The sequence below is a fragment of the Klebsiella sp. PK01 genome, from assembly GCF_057624675.1.
In genome coordinates this window covers 146,648-166,119 of record NZ_JBYEZM010000009.1, presented here as the reverse complement: position 1 = coordinate 166,119, position 19,472 = coordinate 146,648, and the positions used below count along the sequence as shown (strand labels likewise).

Annotated in this window: 18 protein-coding genes; 8 read left to right on the top strand and 10 right to left on the bottom strand. The window is 55.9% G+C overall.

What is annotated here, in order from left to right; all coding sequences use genetic code 11:
- Positions 1–218: 218 nt before the first annotated feature.
- Positions 219–785: a D-glycero-beta-D-manno-heptose 1,7-bisphosphate 7-phosphatase gene (gene gmhB / locus AC22LX_RS22725; RefSeq protein ID WP_045376647.1), complete on the bottom strand. Its 567-nt coding sequence runs from the start codon at positions 783–785 to the stop codon at positions 219–221.
- Positions 786–973: 188 nt separating this feature from the next.
- Between gmhB and metN the strand changes: the two genes are divergently transcribed.
- The 6 genes from metN to proS all read left to right on the top strand — a co-directional run bounded on the left by metN (position 974) and on the right by proS (position 6,561).
- On the top strand, positions 974–2,005 hold the full coding sequence (metN, locus tag AC22LX_RS22720) for a methionine ABC transporter ATP-binding protein MetN (protein ID WP_015368136.1): 1,032 nt from the start codon (positions 974–976) through the stop codon (positions 2,003–2,005).
- Complete coding sequence (locus AC22LX_RS22715; RefSeq protein WP_015368137.1) at positions 1,998–2,651, top strand: methionine ABC transporter permease MetI; 654 nt, start codon at positions 1,998–2,000, stop codon at positions 2,649–2,651. Before metN ends, AC22LX_RS22715 begins: the two co-directional genes overlap by 8 nt.
- 43 nt (positions 2,652–2,694) lie before the next feature.
- Entirely contained in the window at positions 2,695–3,510 is an 816-nt protein-coding gene (gene metQ / locus AC22LX_RS22710) for a methionine ABC transporter substrate-binding lipoprotein MetQ (protein WP_015368138.1), read from the top strand.
- A gap of 108 nt (positions 3,511–3,618) precedes the next feature.
- Positions 3,619–4,026, top strand: coding sequence for an Rcs stress response system protein RcsF (rcsF, locus tag AC22LX_RS22705; protein WP_015704458.1), 408 nt, complete (start codon positions 3,619–3,621; stop codon positions 4,024–4,026).
- Complete coding sequence (gene tsaA / locus AC22LX_RS22700) at positions 4,023–4,730, top strand: tRNA (N6-threonylcarbamoyladenosine(37)-N6)-methyltransferase TrmO (RefSeq protein ID WP_047065174.1); 708 nt, start codon at positions 4,023–4,025, stop codon at positions 4,728–4,730. Before rcsF ends, tsaA begins: the two co-directional genes overlap by 4 nt.
- Before the next feature lie 112 nt (positions 4,731–4,842).
- The gene (proS, locus tag AC22LX_RS22695; protein WP_047065175.1) at positions 4,843–6,561 is read left to right on the top strand and encodes a proline--tRNA ligase; all 1,719 of its coding nucleotides are present in this window, start codon (positions 4,843–4,845) and stop codon (positions 6,559–6,561) included.
- Between the two features lie 62 nt (positions 6,562–6,623).
- Here the strand turns inward: proS and nlpE are convergent, their stop codons facing one another.
- Genes nlpE through AC22LX_RS22680 form a run of 3 tightly spaced genes read right to left on the bottom strand, consistent with a single transcriptional unit; the run spans position 6,624 to position 8,320 of the window.
- The gene (gene nlpE, locus AC22LX_RS22690; RefSeq protein ID WP_487334227.1) at positions 6,624–7,322 is read right to left on the bottom strand and encodes an envelope stress response activation lipoprotein NlpE; all 699 of its coding nucleotides are present in this window, start codon (positions 7,320–7,322) and stop codon (positions 6,624–6,626) included.
- Between the two features lie 42 nt (positions 7,323–7,364).
- Positions 7,365–7,778, bottom strand: a complete 414-nt coding sequence (gene arfB / locus AC22LX_RS22685) for an alternative ribosome rescue aminoacyl-tRNA hydrolase ArfB (RefSeq protein ID WP_045390167.1) — start codon at positions 7,776–7,778, stop codon at positions 7,365–7,367.
- Positions 7,775–8,320 carry a YaeQ family protein gene (locus AC22LX_RS22680; RefSeq protein ID WP_045390165.1) on the bottom strand — a complete coding sequence of 182 codons (546 nt, stop codon included), beginning with the start codon at positions 8,318–8,320 and terminating at the stop codon, positions 7,775–7,777. Before AC22LX_RS22680 ends, arfB begins: the two co-directional genes overlap by 4 nt.
- 196 nt (positions 8,321–8,516) lie before the next feature.
- Between AC22LX_RS22680 and AC22LX_RS22675 the strand changes: the two genes are divergently transcribed.
- Entirely contained in the window at positions 8,517–8,717 is a 201-nt protein-coding gene (locus AC22LX_RS22675; protein ID WP_015368145.1) for a YaeP family protein, read from the top strand.
- Positions 8,704–8,964 carry a Rho-binding antiterminator gene (gene rof / locus AC22LX_RS22670; RefSeq protein WP_045390162.1) on the top strand — a complete coding sequence of 87 codons (261 nt, stop codon included), beginning with the start codon at positions 8,704–8,706 and terminating at the stop codon, positions 8,962–8,964. Before AC22LX_RS22675 ends, rof begins: the two co-directional genes overlap by 14 nt.
- A gap of 15 nt (positions 8,965–8,979) precedes the next feature.
- Here the strand turns inward: rof and tilS are convergent, their stop codons facing one another.
- The 6 genes from tilS to dnaE all read right to left on the bottom strand — a co-directional run bounded on the left by tilS (position 8,980) and on the right by dnaE (position 19,468).
- Positions 8,980–10,281 (bottom strand): tRNA lysidine(34) synthetase TilS, encoded by a 1,302-nt coding sequence (gene tilS, locus AC22LX_RS22665; protein ID WP_487334226.1) that lies wholly within the window; start codon positions 10,279–10,281, stop codon positions 8,980–8,982.
- Between the two features lie 68 nt (positions 10,282–10,349).
- On the bottom strand, positions 10,350–10,739 hold the full coding sequence (locus AC22LX_RS22660) for a VOC family protein (RefSeq protein ID WP_015704453.1): 390 nt from the start codon (positions 10,737–10,739) through the stop codon (positions 10,350–10,352).
- 62 nt (positions 10,740–10,801) lie between these two features.
- On the bottom strand, positions 10,802–12,940 hold the full coding sequence (locus tag AC22LX_RS22655) for a lysine decarboxylase LdcC (RefSeq protein ID WP_063447728.1): 2,139 nt from the start codon (positions 12,938–12,940) through the stop codon (positions 10,802–10,804).
- A 100-nt stretch (positions 12,941–13,040) separates the two neighbouring features.
- Positions 13,041–14,822 carry a chitinase gene (locus AC22LX_RS22650; RefSeq protein ID WP_045390155.1) on the bottom strand — a complete coding sequence of 594 codons (1,782 nt, stop codon included), beginning with the start codon at positions 14,820–14,822 and terminating at the stop codon, positions 13,041–13,043.
- Positions 14,823–15,013: 191 nt separating this feature from the next.
- Complete coding sequence (accA, locus tag AC22LX_RS22645) at positions 15,014–15,973, bottom strand: acetyl-CoA carboxylase carboxyl transferase subunit alpha (protein WP_045390153.1); 960 nt, start codon at positions 15,971–15,973, stop codon at positions 15,014–15,016.
- Between the two features lie 12 nt (positions 15,974–15,985).
- Entirely contained in the window at positions 15,986–19,468 is a 3,483-nt protein-coding gene (dnaE, locus tag AC22LX_RS22640) for a DNA polymerase III subunit alpha (RefSeq protein WP_045390151.1), read from the bottom strand.
- Between the last annotated feature and the right edge of the window lie 4 nt (positions 19,469–19,472).

Genomic DNA, 19,472 nt, shown 5'->3' with positions numbered 1-19,472 from the left:
CGCGCTTTAGCGCTCTGTCGCGAGGTGGCGTATATTACGCTTTCCTCTTTCAGAGTCAACCCTGAATTTCAGAATTTTTCTCTTCAACCGAACCGGCTGTTTGTGTGAAGTGATTCACATCCGCCGTGTCGATGGAGGCGCATTATAGGGAGCCCGCCGGGAATGACAAGCGGAAAAATACATTTTTATTTCAACCGCTCATCTTTTATACGTAACGCTTATTTTTGCTGCTTTTTGATAGCCGCAGGCAGGTCCGCCAGGCTATTTAGCACCCAATCCGCGGCGCTTTCCGCTTCTGCGGTAACCGGCTTACCGGTACGCACCAGCACTTTCGTTCCGACATTCGCCGCCGCAGCCGCCTGCATGTCTTCGAGTTTATCGCCCACCATATAAGAAGCAGCCATATCAATATGCAGGAAATCGCGTGCGGAAATGAGCATCCCCGGATGCGGCTTGCGGCAATCGCAGGTCTGGCGGAACTCTTCAACGCTCCCCTGCGGGTGATGCGGACAATAATAGATACCGTCGAGATCCACGCCGCGGTCTGCCAGCGACCAGTCCATCCATTCGGTGAGGGTCTCAAATTGCGCTTCCGTGAATTTACCGCGCGCGATGCCTGACTGGTTGGTCACCAGCACTAACGCAAATCCCATCGCTTTTAGTTCACGCATGGCATCAATGACGCCGTCGATAAACTCAAAGTTGTCGATTTCGTGGACGTAACCATGATCGATATTAATCGTGCCGTCACGGTCGAGAAAAATTGCGGGTACAGACTTTGCCACCGGTTTGCTCCTGATAAAGGCTAATGCCGTTAGTATCGCATGTTTCGCCATGCAAGAAAGTGCTCATTATAAAGAGTCAGATTGATTTAGACGTCTGGATGCCTTAACATCCATTTCATTGACAGGCATCGCCTGCACACGGCAGAAGAAAATGCCACGGCAAACGGCTAAACGATAATAAATAACTGATGATTAAACTTTCGAATATTACCAAAGTGTTCCAGCAGGGGAACCGCACCATACAGGCGCTGAACAATGTCAGCCTGCATGTCCCTGCCGGGCAAATTTACGGCGTGATCGGCGCTTCCGGCGCAGGTAAAAGTACGCTGATTCGCTGCGTTAACCTGCTGGAACGCCCAACCGAAGGCAGCGTGCAGGTAGATAACCAGGAACTCACCGCGCTGACTGAAAAAGAACTGACTCGCGCGCGCCGTCAGATTGGCATGATCTTCCAGCACTTTAATCTGCTCGCTTCACGTACCGTTTTCGGCAACGTGGCGCTGCCGCTTGAGCTGGATAACACACCGCCGGCGGAAATCAAACGCCGTGTTAATGAACTGCTTGACCTGGTTGGTCTTGGCGATAAGCATGACAGCTATCCGGCAAACCTCTCCGGCGGCCAGAAACAGCGCGTGGCGATTGCCCGCGCGCTGGCCAGCAATCCAAAGGTGCTGCTGTGCGATGAAGCCACCAGCGCGCTGGACCCGGCAACGACCCGTTCGATCCTCGAACTGCTGAAAGACATTAACCGTCGTCTGGGGCTGACCATTCTGTTGATCACCCATGAAATGGACGTAGTTAAACGTATCTGCGACTGTGTGGCGGTCATTAGCAATGGTCAACTGATCGAGCAGGACACCGTGAGCGAAGTCTTCTCCCATCCTAAGACGCCGCTCGCCCAACAGTTCATTCAATCTACCCTGCATCTGGATATTCCGGATGACTATCAGGCGCGCCTGAAGCCCACGCAGCTGCCTGACAGCGTGCCGATGCTGCGTATGGAGTTTACCGGCCATTCCGTCGATGCGCCGCTGCTGTCGGAAACCGCCCGCCGCTTTAATGTGAATAACAACATTATTAGCGCGCAGATGGATTACGCCGGCGGAGTGAAGTTCGGCATCATGCTGACCGAAATGCACGGCACACAGGAAGATACCCAGGCGGCGATCGCCTGGCTGCAGGAACATCATGTAAAAGTAGAGGTACTGGGATATGTCTGAACCAATGATCTGGCTGCTGGTTCGCGGCGTGTGGGAAACGCTGGCTATGACGTTTGTCTCCGGCTTCTTTGGCTTTGTGCTCGGCCTGCCGGTCGGCGTACTGCTGTACGTTACCCGTCCGGGGCAGATTGCCGCCAGCGCCCGGCTGTATCGTACGCTATCGGCGCTGGTTAATATCTTCCGCTCGATTCCATTTATTATTCTGCTGGTGTGGATGATTCCATTTACCCGCGTGATCGTCGGTACCTCTATCGGCCTACAGGCAGCGATTGTGCCATTAACGGTTGGCGCCGCGCCGTTTATCGCACGTATGGTGGAAAACGCGCTGTTGGAGATCCCGACCGGGCTTATCGAAGCCTCACGCGCGATGGGCGCAACGCCAATGCAGATCGTGCGTAAAGTCCTGCTCCCTGAAGCGCTGCCGGGTCTGGTGAACGCCGCCACTATTACGCTCATCACCCTGGTGGGTTATTCCGCAATGGGCGGTGCGGTCGGTGCCGGTGGCTTGGGTCAGATTGGCTATCAGTACGGCTACATCGGCTATAACGCGACAGTAATGAACACCGTACTGGTATTGCTGGTTATTCTGGTTTATTTAATTCAATTCTCTGGCGATCGTATCGTCCGGGCTGTGACTCACAAATAACGTTATTGACACACAACACTAATTCTTACAGGAAGGAAATAACATGGCCTTTAATTTCAAAACCTTTGCGGCAGTTGGCGCATTAATCGGTTCTCTGGCTCTGGTGGGTTGCGGTCAGGATGAAAAAGATCCTAACCATATTAAAGTCGGCGTGATCGTCGGTGCGGAACAGCAGGTTGCTGAAGTCGCGCAGAAAGTGGCAAAAGAGAAGTATGGCCTTGACGTTGAGCTGGTGACCTTCAACGACTACGTGTTGCCGAACGAAGCGCTGAGCAAAGGCGACATCGACGTTAACGCCTTCCAGCACAAACCGTATCTCGACCAGCAGATTAAAGACCGCGGTTATAAGCTGGTTTCCGTCGGCAACACCTTCGTCTATCCGATTGCAGGCTACTCGAAGAAAATCAAATCTCTGGACGAACTGCAGCCGGGCTCACAGATTGCCGTACCGAACGATCCGACCAACCTCGGCCGTTCCCTGCTGCTGCTGCAGCAAGTGGGTCTGATTAAACTGAAAGAAGGCGTAGGTCTGCTGCCGACATCTCTGGATGTGGTTGAGAACCCGAAAAACCTGAAGATCGTTGAGCTGGAAGCACCGCAGCTGCCGCGTTCTCTGGACGACGCGCAGATCGCTCTGGCAGTCATCAACACCACCTACGCCAGCCAGATTGGCCTGACGCCGGCGAAAGACGGTATCTTTGTTGAAGACAAAAACTCGCCGTACGTAAACCTGATCGTCGCCCGCGAAGATAATAAAGACGCGGAAAATGTTAAGAAATTTGTTCAGGCTTACCAAAGCGATGAAGTTTACGAAGCCGCTAACAAAATCTTTAACGGCGGCGCAGTGAAAGGCTGGTAATCTGCTTTCAGCGTAATATCATTCAGGACGGGCTTTATGCCCGTCTTGTCATTTTTGCAAGCACCTGATTCAATAGCGCCCTGTTTTATAATTCATTGAGGAAATACTATGCGTGCTTTACCGGTCTGTTTGTTAGCACTCATGTTAAGCGGTTGTTCTATGCTAAGCAGATCCCCCGTTGAGCCTGTTAAAAGCACCGCAACCACGCCAGTCCAGACGGAAACGGCTAAACCAAAAGTCTCACGTCCCGCGCCGGTCAGAATCTATACCGATGCCGCCGCGCTGGTTGGAAAACCCTTCCGCGATCTGGGTGAAGTGAGCGGCGAATCATGTCAGGCTTCAAACCAGGACTCCCCGCCGAATATCCCGACCGCCCGTAAACGCATGCAAATCAACGCGGCCAAAATGAAGGCCAACGCCGTGCTGCTGCACAGCTGCGAAGTGACCAGCGGTACGCCAGGCTGCTACCGTCAGGCCGTTTGCCTGGGTTCAGCGCTTAACGTCTCGGCACAATGAGTGCATTTCAGTTCGCGCAGATAGGCGTCATCCGCTCGCCGTATAAAGAGAAGTTTGCCGTTCCTCGCCAGCCAGGCCTGGTTGAACACGGCGGCGGAGAGCTGCATCTGCTCGCGCCTTATAACCAGGCTGACGCCGTGCGTGGGCTGGAAAACTTCAGCCATCTGTGGGTCCTGTTTGTCTTTCATCAGACCATGGCTGGCGGCTGGCGTCCGACCGTGCGCCCTCCCCGCCTTGGCGGCAACGCGCGCATGGGCGTCTTTGCAACCCGCTCGACGTTTCGCCCCAACCCTATCGGCATGTCGCTGGTTGAACTAAAAGGCGTTCGCTGCCAGAAGGATCAGGTGATACTGGAACTTGGCAGCCTCGATCTCGTAGACGGTACGCCGGTGGTTGATATCAAACCTTATCTTCCCTTTGCCGAAGCCCTGCCGGACGCCAGCGCCAGCTATGCGCAGCAGGCGCCGCTGGCTGGCATGAATGTCAGCTTTACGCCGGAAATAGAAGCACAGTTACTGACGCTGGAAAAACGCTACCCGCATATCAAAGCGTTTATCCGTGAAGTACTGGCGCAGGATCCGCGTCCGGCTTATCGCAAAGAGGAAGAAGCAGGGAAAACCTACGCCGTCTGGCTGCTCGATTTCAACGTGCGCTGGCGGGTAATCCCCTACGGTTTTGAAGTCTTTTCTCTCGAACCGCGCTAATTTTATTTTCCTCTCTTTTGGCATCTTTGCCACACTGGTAAACTAAACCACTTTTTTTGTTTCAGGCTGGCTCTCCAGCCTGTTCCGATCGTCCAAATGGAACCGTAACAACATGCGTACTAGCCAATATCTGCTCTCCACTCTGAAGGAGACACCTGCCGACGCCGAAGTCATCAGCCATCAGCTGATGCTGCGCGCCGGGATGATCCGCAAGCTGGCCTCAGGGTTGTACACCTGGCTGCCGACCGGCGTGCGCGTTCTGAAAAAAGTCGAGAACATCGTGCGTGAAGAGATGAACAACGCCGGTGCTATCGAGGTGTTAATGCCGGTAGTTCAGCCTTCTGAACTGTGGCAGGAGAGCGGTCGCTGGGAGCAATATGGCCCTGAGCTGCTGCGCATTGCCGATCGTGGCGATCGCCCGTTCGTTCTCGGCCCGACTCACGAAGAGGTCATTACCGACCTGATTCGCAACGAGCTGAACTCTTATAAACAGCTGCCGCTGAACTTCTATCAGATTCAGACCAAGTTCCGCGATGAAGTCCGCCCGCGTTTCGGCGTGATGCGCTCCCGTGAGTTCCTGATGAAAGATGCTTACTCTTTCCATACCTCTCAGGAATCGCTGCAGGAAACCTACGACGCGATGTATACCGCTTACAGCAAAATCTTCAGCCGTATGGGGCTGGATTTCCGCGCGGTACAGGCTGACACCGGTTCGATCGGCGGTAGCGCTTCCCATGAGTTCCAGGTGCTGGCGCAGAGCGGCGAAGATGACGTGATCTTCTCTGACAGCTCCGACTACGCGGCGAACATTGAGTTTGCCGAAGCCGTCGCGCCGAAAGAGCCGCGCGCCGCCGCGACGCAAGAAATGACGCTGGTAGACACGCCGAACGCGAAAACCATCGCCGAGCTGGTTGAGCAGTTCAATCTGCCAATCGAAAAAACCGTGAAGACCCTGCTGGTGAAAGCGGTGGAAGATAGCAGCTACCCGCTGGTCGCCCTGCTGGTACGCGGCGATCACGAGCTCAACGAAGTGAAAGCGGAAAAACTGCCGCAGGTCGCGAGCCCGCTGACCTTCGCCAGCGAAGAAGAGATCCGCGCTATCGTTAACGCGGGACCTGGTTCTCTCGGTCCGGTTAACATGCCGATTCCGGTGGTTATCGACCGTACCGTCGCGGCCATGAGCGATTTCGCCGCCGGCGCTAACATCGATGGCAAACACTATTTCGGCATTAACTGGGATCGCGACGTCGCCACTCCGGAAGTTGCTGATATTCGTAATGTCGTTGCCGGCGACCCGAGCCCGGACGGCAAAGGTACCCTGCTTATCAAACGCGGTATCGAAGTCGGCCACATCTTCCAGCTGGGCACCAAGTACTCTCAGGCAATGAATGCCGCGGTGCAGGGCGAAGATGGCCGTAACCAGATTCTGACCATGGGTTGCTACGGTATTGGGGTGACCCGCGTAGTGGCCGCCGCTATTGAGCAGAACTTTGACGATCGCGGGATTATCTGGCCGGACGCCATCGCGCCGTTCCAGGTCGCTATTCTGCCGATGAACATGCACAAGTCCTATCGCGTGCAGGAGCTGGCCGAGAAGCTGTACGCCGAGCTGCGTGCGCATGGCATCGACGTGCTGATGGACGACCGTAAAGAGCGTCCGGGCGTGATGTTCGCCGATATGGAGCTGATCGGTATTCCTCACACCATCGTGCTCGGCGACCGTAACCTCGACAACGATGATATCGAATACAAACATCGTCGCAACGGCGAGAAGCAGCTGATTAAGACCGGGGATATCGTGAATTACCTGGTGCAGCAGATTAAGGGTTAATTTCCCCTTAAAAGCTAAAAGGCCTCGCAATAGCGAGGCCTTTTTTATAGCAACTGCAAGAATTAATTACCGCAGTCTTTACCCGGAATAAATTTACTGTCTTTATCCGTCATTAGCGTTTTCATCATCTCGCCGGTATCCGGGTTTGCTTCGAGAGTGAAGTGCCCTTCTACCACCAGCAGGACCGGACGAGTATCGGTACCGCGCGCGGCGGCATAATCGCGTTCAAGCTGGGCGTTATTCGCGACCGCGATCGTTTTACCGGTCACGCAATCGGTAAAGGTTGCCGCATCCGCCATATAGAAATACATCCCGCGCATCGCCATTGGCGTCGTCGGCAGGCTGGCCTTCACAGGCTCAAGCGTATAATTTAGCGTTGAATTAATCGGATTGCCGTCGCGATCGAGCATTTCCAGCTTGTCGCCTTTCGCCCGATAGTAAGATTTCTCGCCTTTGCTGTTGGTCAATACCAGTTTATCGGCGGTACGCGCCCAGGTACCATATGAAGCGAAAGATGACGGCTCGCGGCTAACGCCCTGATAACGTTCGTTCATAACCCAGGTGCCATCTTTCTCAAGGAACAAAGAGGTCTCAATCCCTTCGCAATCCGCGCAAGGCAAAATACCGCGCCAGCTTTGCTGCATCGGTTTCAGCTCTTCCATCGCCGCCGGCTGAACCGTCTCCATCTCAGCGCGATGATTGCAGCCAAACAGCGCAAAGAGCGAACAGGCCGCTGCGAGCGAAAATACAATTTTCTTCACTGTGAATTCCTTATAATCCATTCCACCCGTCCGCCACGCCGCTCAATGGCGAACCTTCCCACGCAGCGCTTTGACTGAGGACTTTTGCGCCTTGGAGGCAAGTCGTCGCTCTTTTGACGCCCGAGTCGGTCGCGTCTCCCGGCGGCTTTTTTGCACTGCGGTTAATTCTTTTATCAGCGTAACCAGCCGCGAGATCGCCGCTTCGCGGTTCATCTCCTGGCTACGATATTCCTGAGCCTTAATGATAACCACACCGTCAGCAGAAATTAAGTGGTGACTGGCGGCGAGCAGGCGTTCTTTATAAAACTCAGGCAGGCTCGATGCTTTAATATCAAAACGTAAGTGAATCGCCGTCGAGGCCTTATTCACATGCTGACCGCCCGCCCCCTGTGCGCGGACCCCGGTAAGCGAGATCTCCTCATCCGGGATGGAAACGCTGCGGCTAATCGTTATCATGCCGGCTGCTGCCAGGCCGTTAAATGAATTTCCAGATTATTCCGATCGTCAGATAACCAGATACCGCCGTCCTGCAGGGTTGCCTGCAGCGTCATAGTGCGATCGGCAAAAGCGCTTAGCTGCGCCAGCTGCGTATCATCAAGATACCAGATAGTCAGCTTCGGATACGCCGCAAGCTTGTTCTGATTTTGCTGCCACCAGATTTCAGCCGCCCGGCTATTATAGGCAAACAGCGCCACCTCCTGCGCCCGCGAGCAGGCTTTCTTGAGGCGCTTCTCGTCCGGCAGCCCCAGCTCAATCCACAGATCAACACCCAAATGGTCGTTCAACTGCCACAGCTCCGGTTCATCATCCGAGGACAACCCGCGGGTAAACTGCAGACGTTCGTTGGCATATTTAATCCACGCCAGCAGACGCAGCATCATACGCTCCTGGGTTTCTGAGGGATGTTGCGCCAGCGTCAGGTTAGCATCCAGAAACTGGTTGCGATCTAAATCGGCAACATTAACCACAGCTTTATAAATCGTCGCTTTCAGCGCCATGAATAAACTCCTGAAAAAAATGGCGTACATTGTAGCGAAACTGGCGACAAAAGACTGTCGGCAATCGCAGGTACTCCTTTCATCCTGCTGATATTGCTTAGATGACTATGGTATAGTCACCTTGCTAAACAGAGTTTATCTTCGTAGGCTTAAACTTGCATCCCACGGTTAAGTCAGAACGCTGACAGGAGGGCATGTGGATCAATATTGTGAGTTAATACGCAAGCGGTATGCGGAAATAGCCAGCGGAGACTTAGGGTATATCCCGGATGCGCTGGGCTGCGTGTTGAAAGTATTAAATGAGGTTGCGGCGGATCAGGCCCTTTCGGAGTCAGTCAGGGAAAAGGCCGCTTATGCGGCGGCAAACTTATTGGTGAGCGATTATGTCAATGAATGATACTTATCAACCCATTAACTGCGATGATTATGACAACCTCGAACTTGCCTGCCAGCATCACCTGGTGCTGGCGCTGGCCCTGAAAGATGGTGAACAGCTACAGGCCAAAGCGAGCGATCTTATCTCGCGTAAAAATGTCGAGTATCTGGTGGTAGAACTTGCCGGTAACGTCCGCGAGCTACGCCTGGATAAAATCGCCAGTTTCAGCCACCCGGAAATCGGCACCGTGGTGGTCAGCGAATCCTGAAGCCCACCGGGCGGCTTAGCCGCCCGTTTTCCGCCATATCAGCTGTAACCCTTCGCCTTCCTGTACTTGCCCCTCTCTGGTGACAAACAGCCCATCGGCTGCGGCAATCAAGGTTTCGCCATAAAACAGCAGCGGCGTGGCGTCGCGACGCCAGGGCGCGACCGCCATTTCCTGCCAGATTTTCTTAAGCTTACGGCCACCCTGACGCCCAACAATGTGCAGATTACCGCTGGCGCGAAAACGTATCGATACCGGCTCATCCGCGCGTGGCGCGCGTAGCGGCCCGCCGGACTGCAATGCCAGTTCTCCCAGCGCTTCCGGTAGCGTCAGCGCTTTAGTCGCATCGCCCCAGGGTATTTCCCGTTCCGCCAGGCTTGCCAGATGCTTTACCCAAAACAGGCGCTGCTGGTAGCGCCGGACGGCAAAACCGCCTAACCGCAGGCAAGGCGCGGCGTCTTCACGCGCCAGCGCCACTTCCTGCCAGATGCGCTCCGGCATTTCGCGCGACGGCATCGGCGCCTGTTGGGATGCCAGCCAGCGGCGCAGCAACGCCGCACGACGCGGCGCGCTCATCGCGCTCAGCGGTTCTATCGCCAGAGAACCACGCTCATCAACCAGCGCGGCAAGTTCTGCCGACAGCATTTCATCGAGCAACTGTTCCTGTTCGCCACATAAGCTGGCACTGCGGGCGACAGCCTCGGCAAAATGCGGCCAGCGCTCGCTCAGCAGCGGTACCACCCGCAGACGCAGAAAGTTACGATCGTACGCATCGTCCTGATTACTTTCGTCTTCAATCCACCGCAGTTGATGAGTCAGCGCCCATTGATGCAGGGATTCACGGCTCTCACTGAGCAGCGGACGCAGCAATTTTCCGCCAGCGAACTCGCTACTGGCGGCCATCGCCGACAAGCCGGTCGGGCCGCTACCGCGCTTAAGCGCCAGCAGGAAGGTCTCGCATTGGTCGTCGAGATGTTGTGCCGTCAATAACGCCTCGCCTGGCAGCAGCGCCTCACGGAAAGCCTGATAGCGCGCCTGGCGAGCATGCGCTTCGATCCCCAACCCCTCATCCGCCAGCGTCACGCGCACCACCTGTAACGGTACCTGCCATTGCTGGCAAATCTGTTCGCAATGCTCAACCCAATGGTCAGCGTTGGCACTCAGGCCGTGGTGAATGTGAATCGCGCGCAGCTGAATCGCTGGCTCGCGCTGGCGCCAGCGTACCAGTCGGTGCAGTAGGACGGTTGAGTCCAGGCCGCCGCTGAAGGCCAGCAGAAACTGACGATGTGGTCGAAGCGATGAGGCAATATCCGGCATCATGATCGTGCGTACGCAGCTAAGAAGAGATAGCCCGGCACGTTACGCGCCAGGGCTGGTTCTGGCAAGTATTACTGTTGGTAAATCTCCAGCGGCAGGCCGTCGGGATCGTTGAAGAAGGTGAAGCGCTTATCGGTAAACGGATCGATGCGGATAGCCTCGCAGGCGACGCCGTGCGCCTGCAGATGCGCAACCGCGGCATCAATATCGTCGACGCTAAACGCCAGGTGGCGCAGACCACAGGCCTCCGGACGGCTGGGGCGCGCAGGAGGGAACGGGAACGAAAACAGCTCGATGACATACTCGCCGTTCAGCGCCAGGTCGCCCTTCCACGAATCACGCTCGGCGCGGTAGAACTCGCTCTGCAGCGTAAACCCGAGGATGTCGCAATAGAACGCTTTGCTCTTCGCGTAGTCTGTCGCGATGATGGCAATATGGTGAACTCGTTTTAAACCCAGCATGGTTGCTCTCCTCCTGTTGAAGCCCAACACGTTACTCGCGCCGCCCGCCGCCGCGCAAGCCCCTAATTATTTTTTAAGACTCGTACACGGTAGACGCCGTCTTCGTCGCGTTTGGCCCCGTGGATATCGGTTTCAAAACCTGGGTAGTGGCGACCGATCGAACAGAGCATCAACAGGAAGTCGAGCACCGCGCGGCTCTCTTCGGTGATCATCTCCCCCGGCATCAGCAGCGGCACGCCAGGCGGATACGGCAGGATCATGTTTGCCGAAATACGCCCCACCAGATTCTCCAGTTCGATGGTTTCGACTTCGCCCTTAATCTGTCGCTGCCAGGCCTGATGCGGAGTCATTTTCATCTCCGGCAGCACGTCAAAGGCCCGCAGCATCAGCTGTGAGAGCTGATGCTGGCGGATCAGGCGGTGGATCCCCTGCGCCAGATCCTGGATGCGCATATTGCGGTAGAAGTCCGGATCCTCAGCATAGAGATCCGGCAACATATTTTTCACCCGCAGGTTGAGATCGTAGGCGCGTTTAAACTCGGTCAGGCCGCGCAGCAGGCCCATCGCCCGGGTTTTATCGATACCGATACTGAACAAGAACAGCAGATTGTACGGCCCGGTTTTCTCCACCACTACGCCGCGCTCGTCGAGGAATTTCGCCACCAGCGCCGCCGGGATCCCCTCTTCCGCCATATTGCCCTGCTCGTCCATCCCCGGCGTAAGAATGGTAACTTTGACCGGATCGAGGAACATATGGTCGGCATCGGCGTCCTGGAAACCGTGCCACGTTTCTCCCGGCGAAACCGGCCAGCACTGCGCCTCCTCAACCTCTTCCGGTTGCCAGATATCAAAGAACCAGCCGTCGGCCTCTTCACGCAGGCGCTGCACCTCCTTACGGAAGTGCAGCGCACGCTCGATGGAGCGCTGAATCAGGCGTTTTCCGGAGTTACCGCGCAGCATCGCCGCCGCGGTCTCTATCGAGGCGACGATCGGATAGCTTGGCGAGGTAGAGGTATGCATCATAAAGGCTTCATTGAAGGTATCTTCATCGTAGCTGCCTTTAATATGGATAAGCGAAGCCTGCGACAGCGCCGCCAGCATTTTATGCGTCGACTGGGTTTCGAAGATCACTTTCCCCGGTACGCGGTCGCCGCTCATGCCGCTTTTGCCCTGATAAATCGGGTGGAAGTGAGTGTAAGGCACCCAGGCGGAATCAAAGTGGATCGACGGCACGTCGAGAGTCTGTTTAATCCAGGTGGTGTTATACAACAGGCCGTCATAGGTGGAGTTGGTGATCACCGCATGCACCGGCCACTGCGCGCCGCGAGTTGTCTCTACTTTGCGCTGGACGCTGTCGCGGGTAAATTCCCGTTTCGGAATACCGCCGAGGATCCCCAGCGCGTTACGCGTCGGTTTTAGCCATAGCGGCACGATATCGCTCATCATCAGCAGATGCGCCAGCGATTTATGACAGTTACGATCGATAAGCAGCGTACTGCCGGCAGGCGCCGAATACATGCCGACAATTTTATTTGAAGTCGAGGTACCGTTGGTCACCATGTAGCTCTGCTCGGCGCCAAAGGCGCGGGCGATATACTCTTCCGCTTCCAGATGCGGGCCGGTATGGTCCAGCAGCGACCCCAGTTCGGTAACGGAGATAGAGACATCGGCCTTCAGCGTATTACCGCCGAAGAAATCATAAAACAGGCAGCCGACCGGGCTTTTCTGGTAGGCGGTTCCCGCCATGTGTCCGGGAGTGCAAAAGGTATATTTCCCCTCCTGCACATAGTTAAATAACGCTTTGGTAAATGGCGGCGTGATGTTGTCCAGATACTCGTTGGTATACTGACGAATACGAGTAGCGATATCTTCCGCCAGCCCCAGCGCATATTCAAAGAACCATAGCGCCATGCGCAGGTCCTGGCTGCTGACGTCCATCGTCGAGTGCGTATTAATAAAAGCATACAGCGGCAGGTATTCGTTCAGACGATTGATATCGCTACATAAATCAACGCTGTACTCATCCCAATCGAAGATAACGCCGCAGATGCGCGGATTGTGTTCGATAAACTGCAGCAGGTCGGCGCTGTTTTGCGGCCAGATAGTCTGAAATCCTTGCTTCCGCAGAGCGGCTTCCAGCTCTTTGATCGGTTCGTCTTTATGGTAGACGCCGTGGGGCCCCATGATGGCGATGATATTCACGCTTTCCTCCTGGATTTACCTAAGGTAAGCATAATATCAATCGCGCCAGTGCTTAGCACTGGCGGATTTATCTTAGTCCAGAATCAGAGTAAAACGATAATTACAGCGCCTTCCACGCATCCCCCCAGGCCAGACCTGCGCCCGGTTCGTAGTAGGTTGGCGCCACGTTGCACCAGGCCCCTTCCGGCAGCGGTTTACACTGGAAAAGCGCGCCGTGGTTATTGACGATATCACCCGGTTTCCAGCTCTGGCTGGCGCTCCATGCCGGATAACTGATGGCGCCGCTGTCGCCAGCCGGCTCATCCTTCGCTTCATCCGCCGCCTTCGCCTTCACATTGAGAGTATAGGTGGCCGTACTGGATAAACTGCCATCGCTAACGGTCAGGCTAACCACATACTGGGCATCTTTATCGCTCTGTGGGGCGCTGAAATTGATCACCGCTTTATCCGCGCCGCTTAACGTCTGTCCATCCTGCGACATCCAGCGATAGTTCAGCTTGTCGCCGTTAGCATCGGTAGACCCTTCCCCGCTCAGCGACACCAGGCTGCCAGCTTCAACAGCGCCCACCGGGCCGGCAATACGCGCCACCGGCGCGACGTTCACTTGAGGCGCTGGTGTCGTGTCATCTGTCTTATCAGACGCGCCATCGCTGCCCGCATCATCAACCACGGTCACGTTGAAGTAATGCTGAACGCATTTGCTGTAATCCCCCTCTTTGAACGCGCTGTACGGTGTCTGATAGCTCACCAGCTGGCAGGCATTGGTTTTGCCGTCTGCGCTGTTCGGATCCCATCCCCAATCCTGTTCCCAGTAGATGGGCAGCGCGCCGGCTCCGCCTTCATCAAACTGCTTCATGTTCTTACAACCCAGCACTTCATCATCGGCAATAGGCACTTTGAGGTAGTTGGCGAACTCTTTGTAATAGGCAATACGGTTAAGCGACTGGGCGTTTTCCGTTGCGCCGCCGCACTCGACGCCGCCGTTGATGATCTGGATGCTCACGCCAAACCCCGGCACCAGGCCATTGCTCTTATCACGATCGTTCGGCTGCCAGGTGCCGTCAATGACGTGCAGCATGGAAGGTTTCGGCGGCTGCGGATAAACAAAGAAAAAGACCGCGCTGGCGAGGTTCATCCATGAGTCCGCCACCAGCTCAGGTTTATCCAGCAACGGGCGGACGTCGCCATACATTGCCTCGGAGAACGGGCCGTAGTTGTAGTTATAGGAGAGCTGTTTAGCCCCTCGGCCAAAGTAGCTGAGGAAATCACCATCGGCATCTTTACCGCAAGGCCAGGTCTGTCCCTGCCAGACATCCGGGTTACATTCGCCGTTATAGCCGCCTTTTTGTCCTTCGGTCCAGCCAACTTCGCGCAGATAGACCAGCGCCTGCCGCCATTCCGGGATATCGCGCCAGCTTTCGTGGCCGCCGGTTTCCTGGGCGAAGTGGGCAAACATGGTGGCCAGCGATTTACGACAGATAGCATCGCTGTCACGGCCATCGGTGTAGGTGCCGCAGACCGCCGGGAATTTACCGATCGCCTTCAGGAAGTTGCTGTAGGTATATTCCGGCGCGCGCATCGGGAACAGATAATCCCAATCCTGCTCGCTGAGCATGCCTTCGACGCGTTTAACGTTTTCCGGGTTAGCCGCCCTGCCAGGCTCAATCTTTTCGACTGAATCGTTATCGAGGGTACGAATGGAAGACTTCACCGCATCCATTAACGGAAAATCGGTTAATGCTTTTTCTTTCGCCGCCAGCTCGCTGGCTGTCATGGTGGTGGCTTCAGTGGCGCTGAGCAGCGGCGCGGCCTGTGCGGCGCTTAGACTTAACATGATCCCTGCGGCCACGGCGCTCAAGGCGACAGTTTTATGAATTGCCATAATATTATTCTCCTTTTCCTTGTGAACGGTCTGCCCAGGCGTTGTCCCCGGCAGTTAGCGCAGTGTCGCGGGAGAAGGACATCATCGGCTAATCACATCACCTCATTGGCGCATCATCTTGCCTCAGTAAAAAAATGATAAAAAAAGGGGCCGGAAATCCGGCCCCTTAGAGAAAATATGATGCTGAATAATCAGGCGTAGCCGTAGCTCATCAGACGCTGATAGCGGCGGTTACGCAGCTCTTCTTCGCTGAGAGTATCCAGGTCAGCCAGGTCGGCCAACAGCTGTGCCTTCAGGCTCGCCGCCATCGCTTCCGGGTTACGGTGGGCGCCGCCCAGCGGTTCCGGAATGATGGAATCAATCAGCTTCAGCTCTTTGAGGCGCGGCGCAACGATACCCATCGCTTCCGCGGCCAGCGGCGCTTTATCCGCGCTTTTCCACAGAATAGACGCGCAGCCTTCCGGCGAGATAACCGAATAGGTGCTGTACTGCAGCATGTTGACCTTATCACCTACGCCAATCGCCAGCGCGCCGCCGGAGCCGCCTTCGCCGATGACGGTGCAGATAACCGGCACGCTCAGACGCGACATTTCACGCAGGTTGCGGGCAATCGCTTCCGACTGGCCGCGCTCTTCCGCGCCAACGCCCGGATAGGCGCCAGGGGTGTCGATGAAGGTAATGATCGGCATTTTGAAACGCTCAGCCATTTCCATCAGACGCAGCGCTTTGCGGTAGCCTTCCGGTGCCGGCATACCAAAGTTACGACGGATCTTCTCTTTGGTCTCACGGCCTTTCTGATGGCCGATGATCATCACCGGGCGACCATCAAGACGCGCAATACCGCCAACGATAGCTTTATCGTCAGCGTAGGCGCGATCGCCTGCCAGCTCGTCAAACTCGTCGAAAGCCAGGCGGACATAATCCAGGGTATAGGGACGACGTGGATGGCGCGCCAGCTGGGCTACCTGCCATGCGCCAAGATCGGCGAAGATTTTGCGCGTCAGCTCTACGCTTTTTTCGCGCAGACGATGCACTTCTTCATCGATGTTAATATCCAGTTTCTCATCCTGACGGCTTACTGCAGTCAGGGAATCGATTTTCGCTTCCAGCTCTGCGATAGGCTGTTCAAAATCTAGGAAATTCAGACTCATAGTATTCCTGTATTAGTCAAACTCCAGTTCCACCTGCTCCGAGCCGATAAGGCCACGCAGATCGTTGAGTAAACGATCGCTCGGAGAGACGCGCCATGTTGCGCCAAAACGCAACCGCGCGCGCGCATCCGCCCTCTGATAATAGAGGTGTACTGGAATGGTTCCCGAACGGTGGGGTTCCAGAGACTGACGGAGTCGGTTTAAAAGCTGGTCATCAATTTGCCTGTCCGTCAGCGAGATAGCAAGCCCGCGAGCATATTTTTCCCGGGCTTCGTCAATATCCATGACTTCACGGGCGGTCATTTTAAGGCCCCCGCTGAAGTCATCAAAGCTGACCTGTCCGCTGACGATAAGTATGCGGTCTTTTTCCAGCAACTGCTGGTATTTATCCAGCGCGTCGGTGAATAACATCACCTCCAGACGCCCGGAACGGTCATCCAGCGTACAGATGCCGATACGATTGCCGCGCTTGGTGACCATTACCCGCGCAGCAATAACCAGACCCGCCGCCGTGGTCACTTTACCACGATCGGTCGGGTGCATGTCTTTGAGTCTCACGCCGCCAACGTAGCGTTCGATCTCTTTCAGGTATTGGTTAATCGGGTGGCCGGTCAGATACAGCCCCAGCGTTTCCCTTTCACCATCCAGCACCACCTGCTCCGGCCACGGCTGGCAGCTGGCGTAGGATTGCTCAATTTGTTCCGGCTCTTCCGCCAGCACGCCGAACATATCCGCCTGGCCGATGGCTTCGGCTTTGGCGTGCTGATCGGCGGCTTTCAGCGCATCGTTCAGCGAGTTCATCAGCGCCGCGCGATGCGGGCCGAGGCGGTCGAACGCCCCGGACATAATCAGCTTTTCCAGTACCCGGCGATTGAGTTTTTTAATATCGGTACGGGCGCACAGATCAAACAGCTCGCGGAAATAGCCGCCATTGTTACGTGCTTCAATGATCGCTTCAATCGGGCCTTCGCCGACACCTTTAATGGCGCCGATACCATACACGATTTCCCCGTCATCATTGACGTGGAAATGATACAGGCCGGAGTTAATGTCCGGCGGCAGGATTTTCAGGCCCATCCGCCAGCATTCATCGACCAGACCCACCACCTTCTCGGTGTTGTCCATATCGGCGGTCATCACCGCCGCCATAAACTCGGCCGGATAGTGCGCCTTCAGCCACAGCGTCTGGTAGGAGACCAGCGCATAGGCGGCGGAGTGAGACTTGTTAAATCCGTAACCGGCGAATTTTTCCACCAGGTCAAAGATTTTCATCGCCAGTTCGCCGTCAACGCCGCGCTTTTTCGCCCCTTCTTCGAAGGTGCCGCGCTGCTTGGCCATCTCTTCCGGCTTTTTCTTACCCATCGCACGACGCAGCATATCCGCGCCGCCGAGGGTATAACCGGAGAGCTCCTGGGCTATCTGCATGACCTGTTCCTGGTACAGGATGATGCCGTAAGTCGGCTCCAGTACAGGTTTCAGACATTCATGCTGCCACTGGACGTCCGGGTAGGAAATCTCTTCACGGCCGTGCTTACGGTCGATAAAGTTATCTACCATCCCCGACTGCAGCGGGCCCGGACGGAACAGCGCCACCAGCGCGATCATATCTTCGAAGCAGTCAGGCTGCAGACGCTTAATCAGATCTTTCATGCCGCGCGATTCAAGCTGGAAGACCGCGGTGGTTTCCGAGCGCTGCAGCATGTCGAAGCTTTTCTTGTCATCCAGCGGGATCGCGGCGATGTCCAGCGGCCCTTCGCCGTTCTTCGCCCGCCGCTTGTTGATCATCTCCAGCGCCCAGTTGATGATGGTCAGCGTACGCAGGCCGAGGAAGTCGAATTTTACCAGCCCGGCGTATTCGACGTCGTTCTTATCAAACTGGGTAACCGGGTGTAGCCCCTGCTCATCGCAGTACAGCGGCGCGAAATCGGTGATTTTGGTCGGCGCGATAACCACGCCGCCCGCGTGCTTACCGGCGTTACGCGTCACGCCTTCCAGCTTACGCGCCATATCAATCAGCGCTTTAACTTCTTCGTCCGCTTCGTAGATTTCCGGCAGCTGTGGTTCCGCTTCAAAGGCTTTCGCCAGCGTCATGCCAGGATCCGGCGGCACCAGCTTGGAGATACGGTCAACAAAGCCGTACGGGTGACCCAGCACGCGGCCCACGTCGCGAATAACCGCCTTCGCCGCCATGGTACCGAAGGTGATGATCTGCGAGACCGCGTCGCGGCCATACATATCCGCAACGTGCTCAATAACCTGGTCGCGTTTCTCCATGCAGAAGTCGACGTCGAAGTCGGGCATCGACACACGTTCCGGGTTAAGGAAACGTTCGAACAGCAGGTCAAACTCCAGCGGGTCAAGGTCGGTAATTTTCAGCGCGTAGGCCACCAGCGAGCCGGCGCCGGAACCACGTCCCGGCCCTACCGGCACGCCGTTATCCTTCGACCACTGGATAAATTCCATGACGATCAGGAAGTAGCCCGGGAACCCCATCTGGTTGATAACCTGCAGTTCGACATCCAGACGTTGGTCATATTCCGGGCGACGCTTAGCGCGCTCTTCGGGATCCGGGAACAGGAATTCGAGACGTTCCTCCAGCCCCTCTTTCGACTTCATTACCAGGAAGTCTTCGGTGGTCATGTCGCCAGTCGGGAACTGCGGCAGGAAGTATTCGCCAAGGCGCACGGTAACGTTGCAGCGTTTGGCGATCTCAACGGTGTTTTCCAGCGCTTCCGGGATATCGGCAAATAGCTCGCACATCTCCTCTTCGCTACGCATATATTGCTGCGGCGAGTAGTTGCGCGGTCGCTTCGGATCGTCGAGGGTGAAGCCATCGTGAATGGCGACGCGAATTTCATGGGCGTCGAAGTCGCCGGTTTCCAGGAAACGCACATCGTTGGTCGCCACTACCGGCAAACCATGCTCCTCCGCCAGTTGAACCGCGGCGTGAAGATAGCTTTCTTCGTCCTGACGACCAGTACGGATCAGCTCCAGATAGTAGCGATCCGGGAAATGTTGTTCATAGAAGGCGAGACACTGCTCCACCAGCGGCATATTTCCGCGGATCAGGCTGACGCCAACATCGCCTTTACGGCCGCCGGACAGCAGAATCAGCCCTTCCTGATGCTCAACCAGCCAGTCGCGATCGATCCACGGCCCCAGCGCGCCATAGCCGCGCTGATAGGCGCGAGAAATGAGCAGAGTCAGATTCTGATAGCCGGTATTGTTGGCCGCTAAAACCGTCAGTTCGGTGAATTCATCGCCCAGCAGATCGCACTGAACATGGAAGTCAGCGCCGACAATGGGCTTAATCCCGGCGCCATGGCCCGTTCCGTAGAACTTAACCAGACCGCAGAGGTTGGTAAAATCGGTGATCGCCAGCGCAGGCATGCCCAAAGCGGCCGCCTTTTTCACCAGCGGCCCGGTTTTCGCCAGCCCATCGATCATGGAATAGTCGCTGTGCACCCGCAGGTGTACGAAACGTGGTTCAGACATCTTT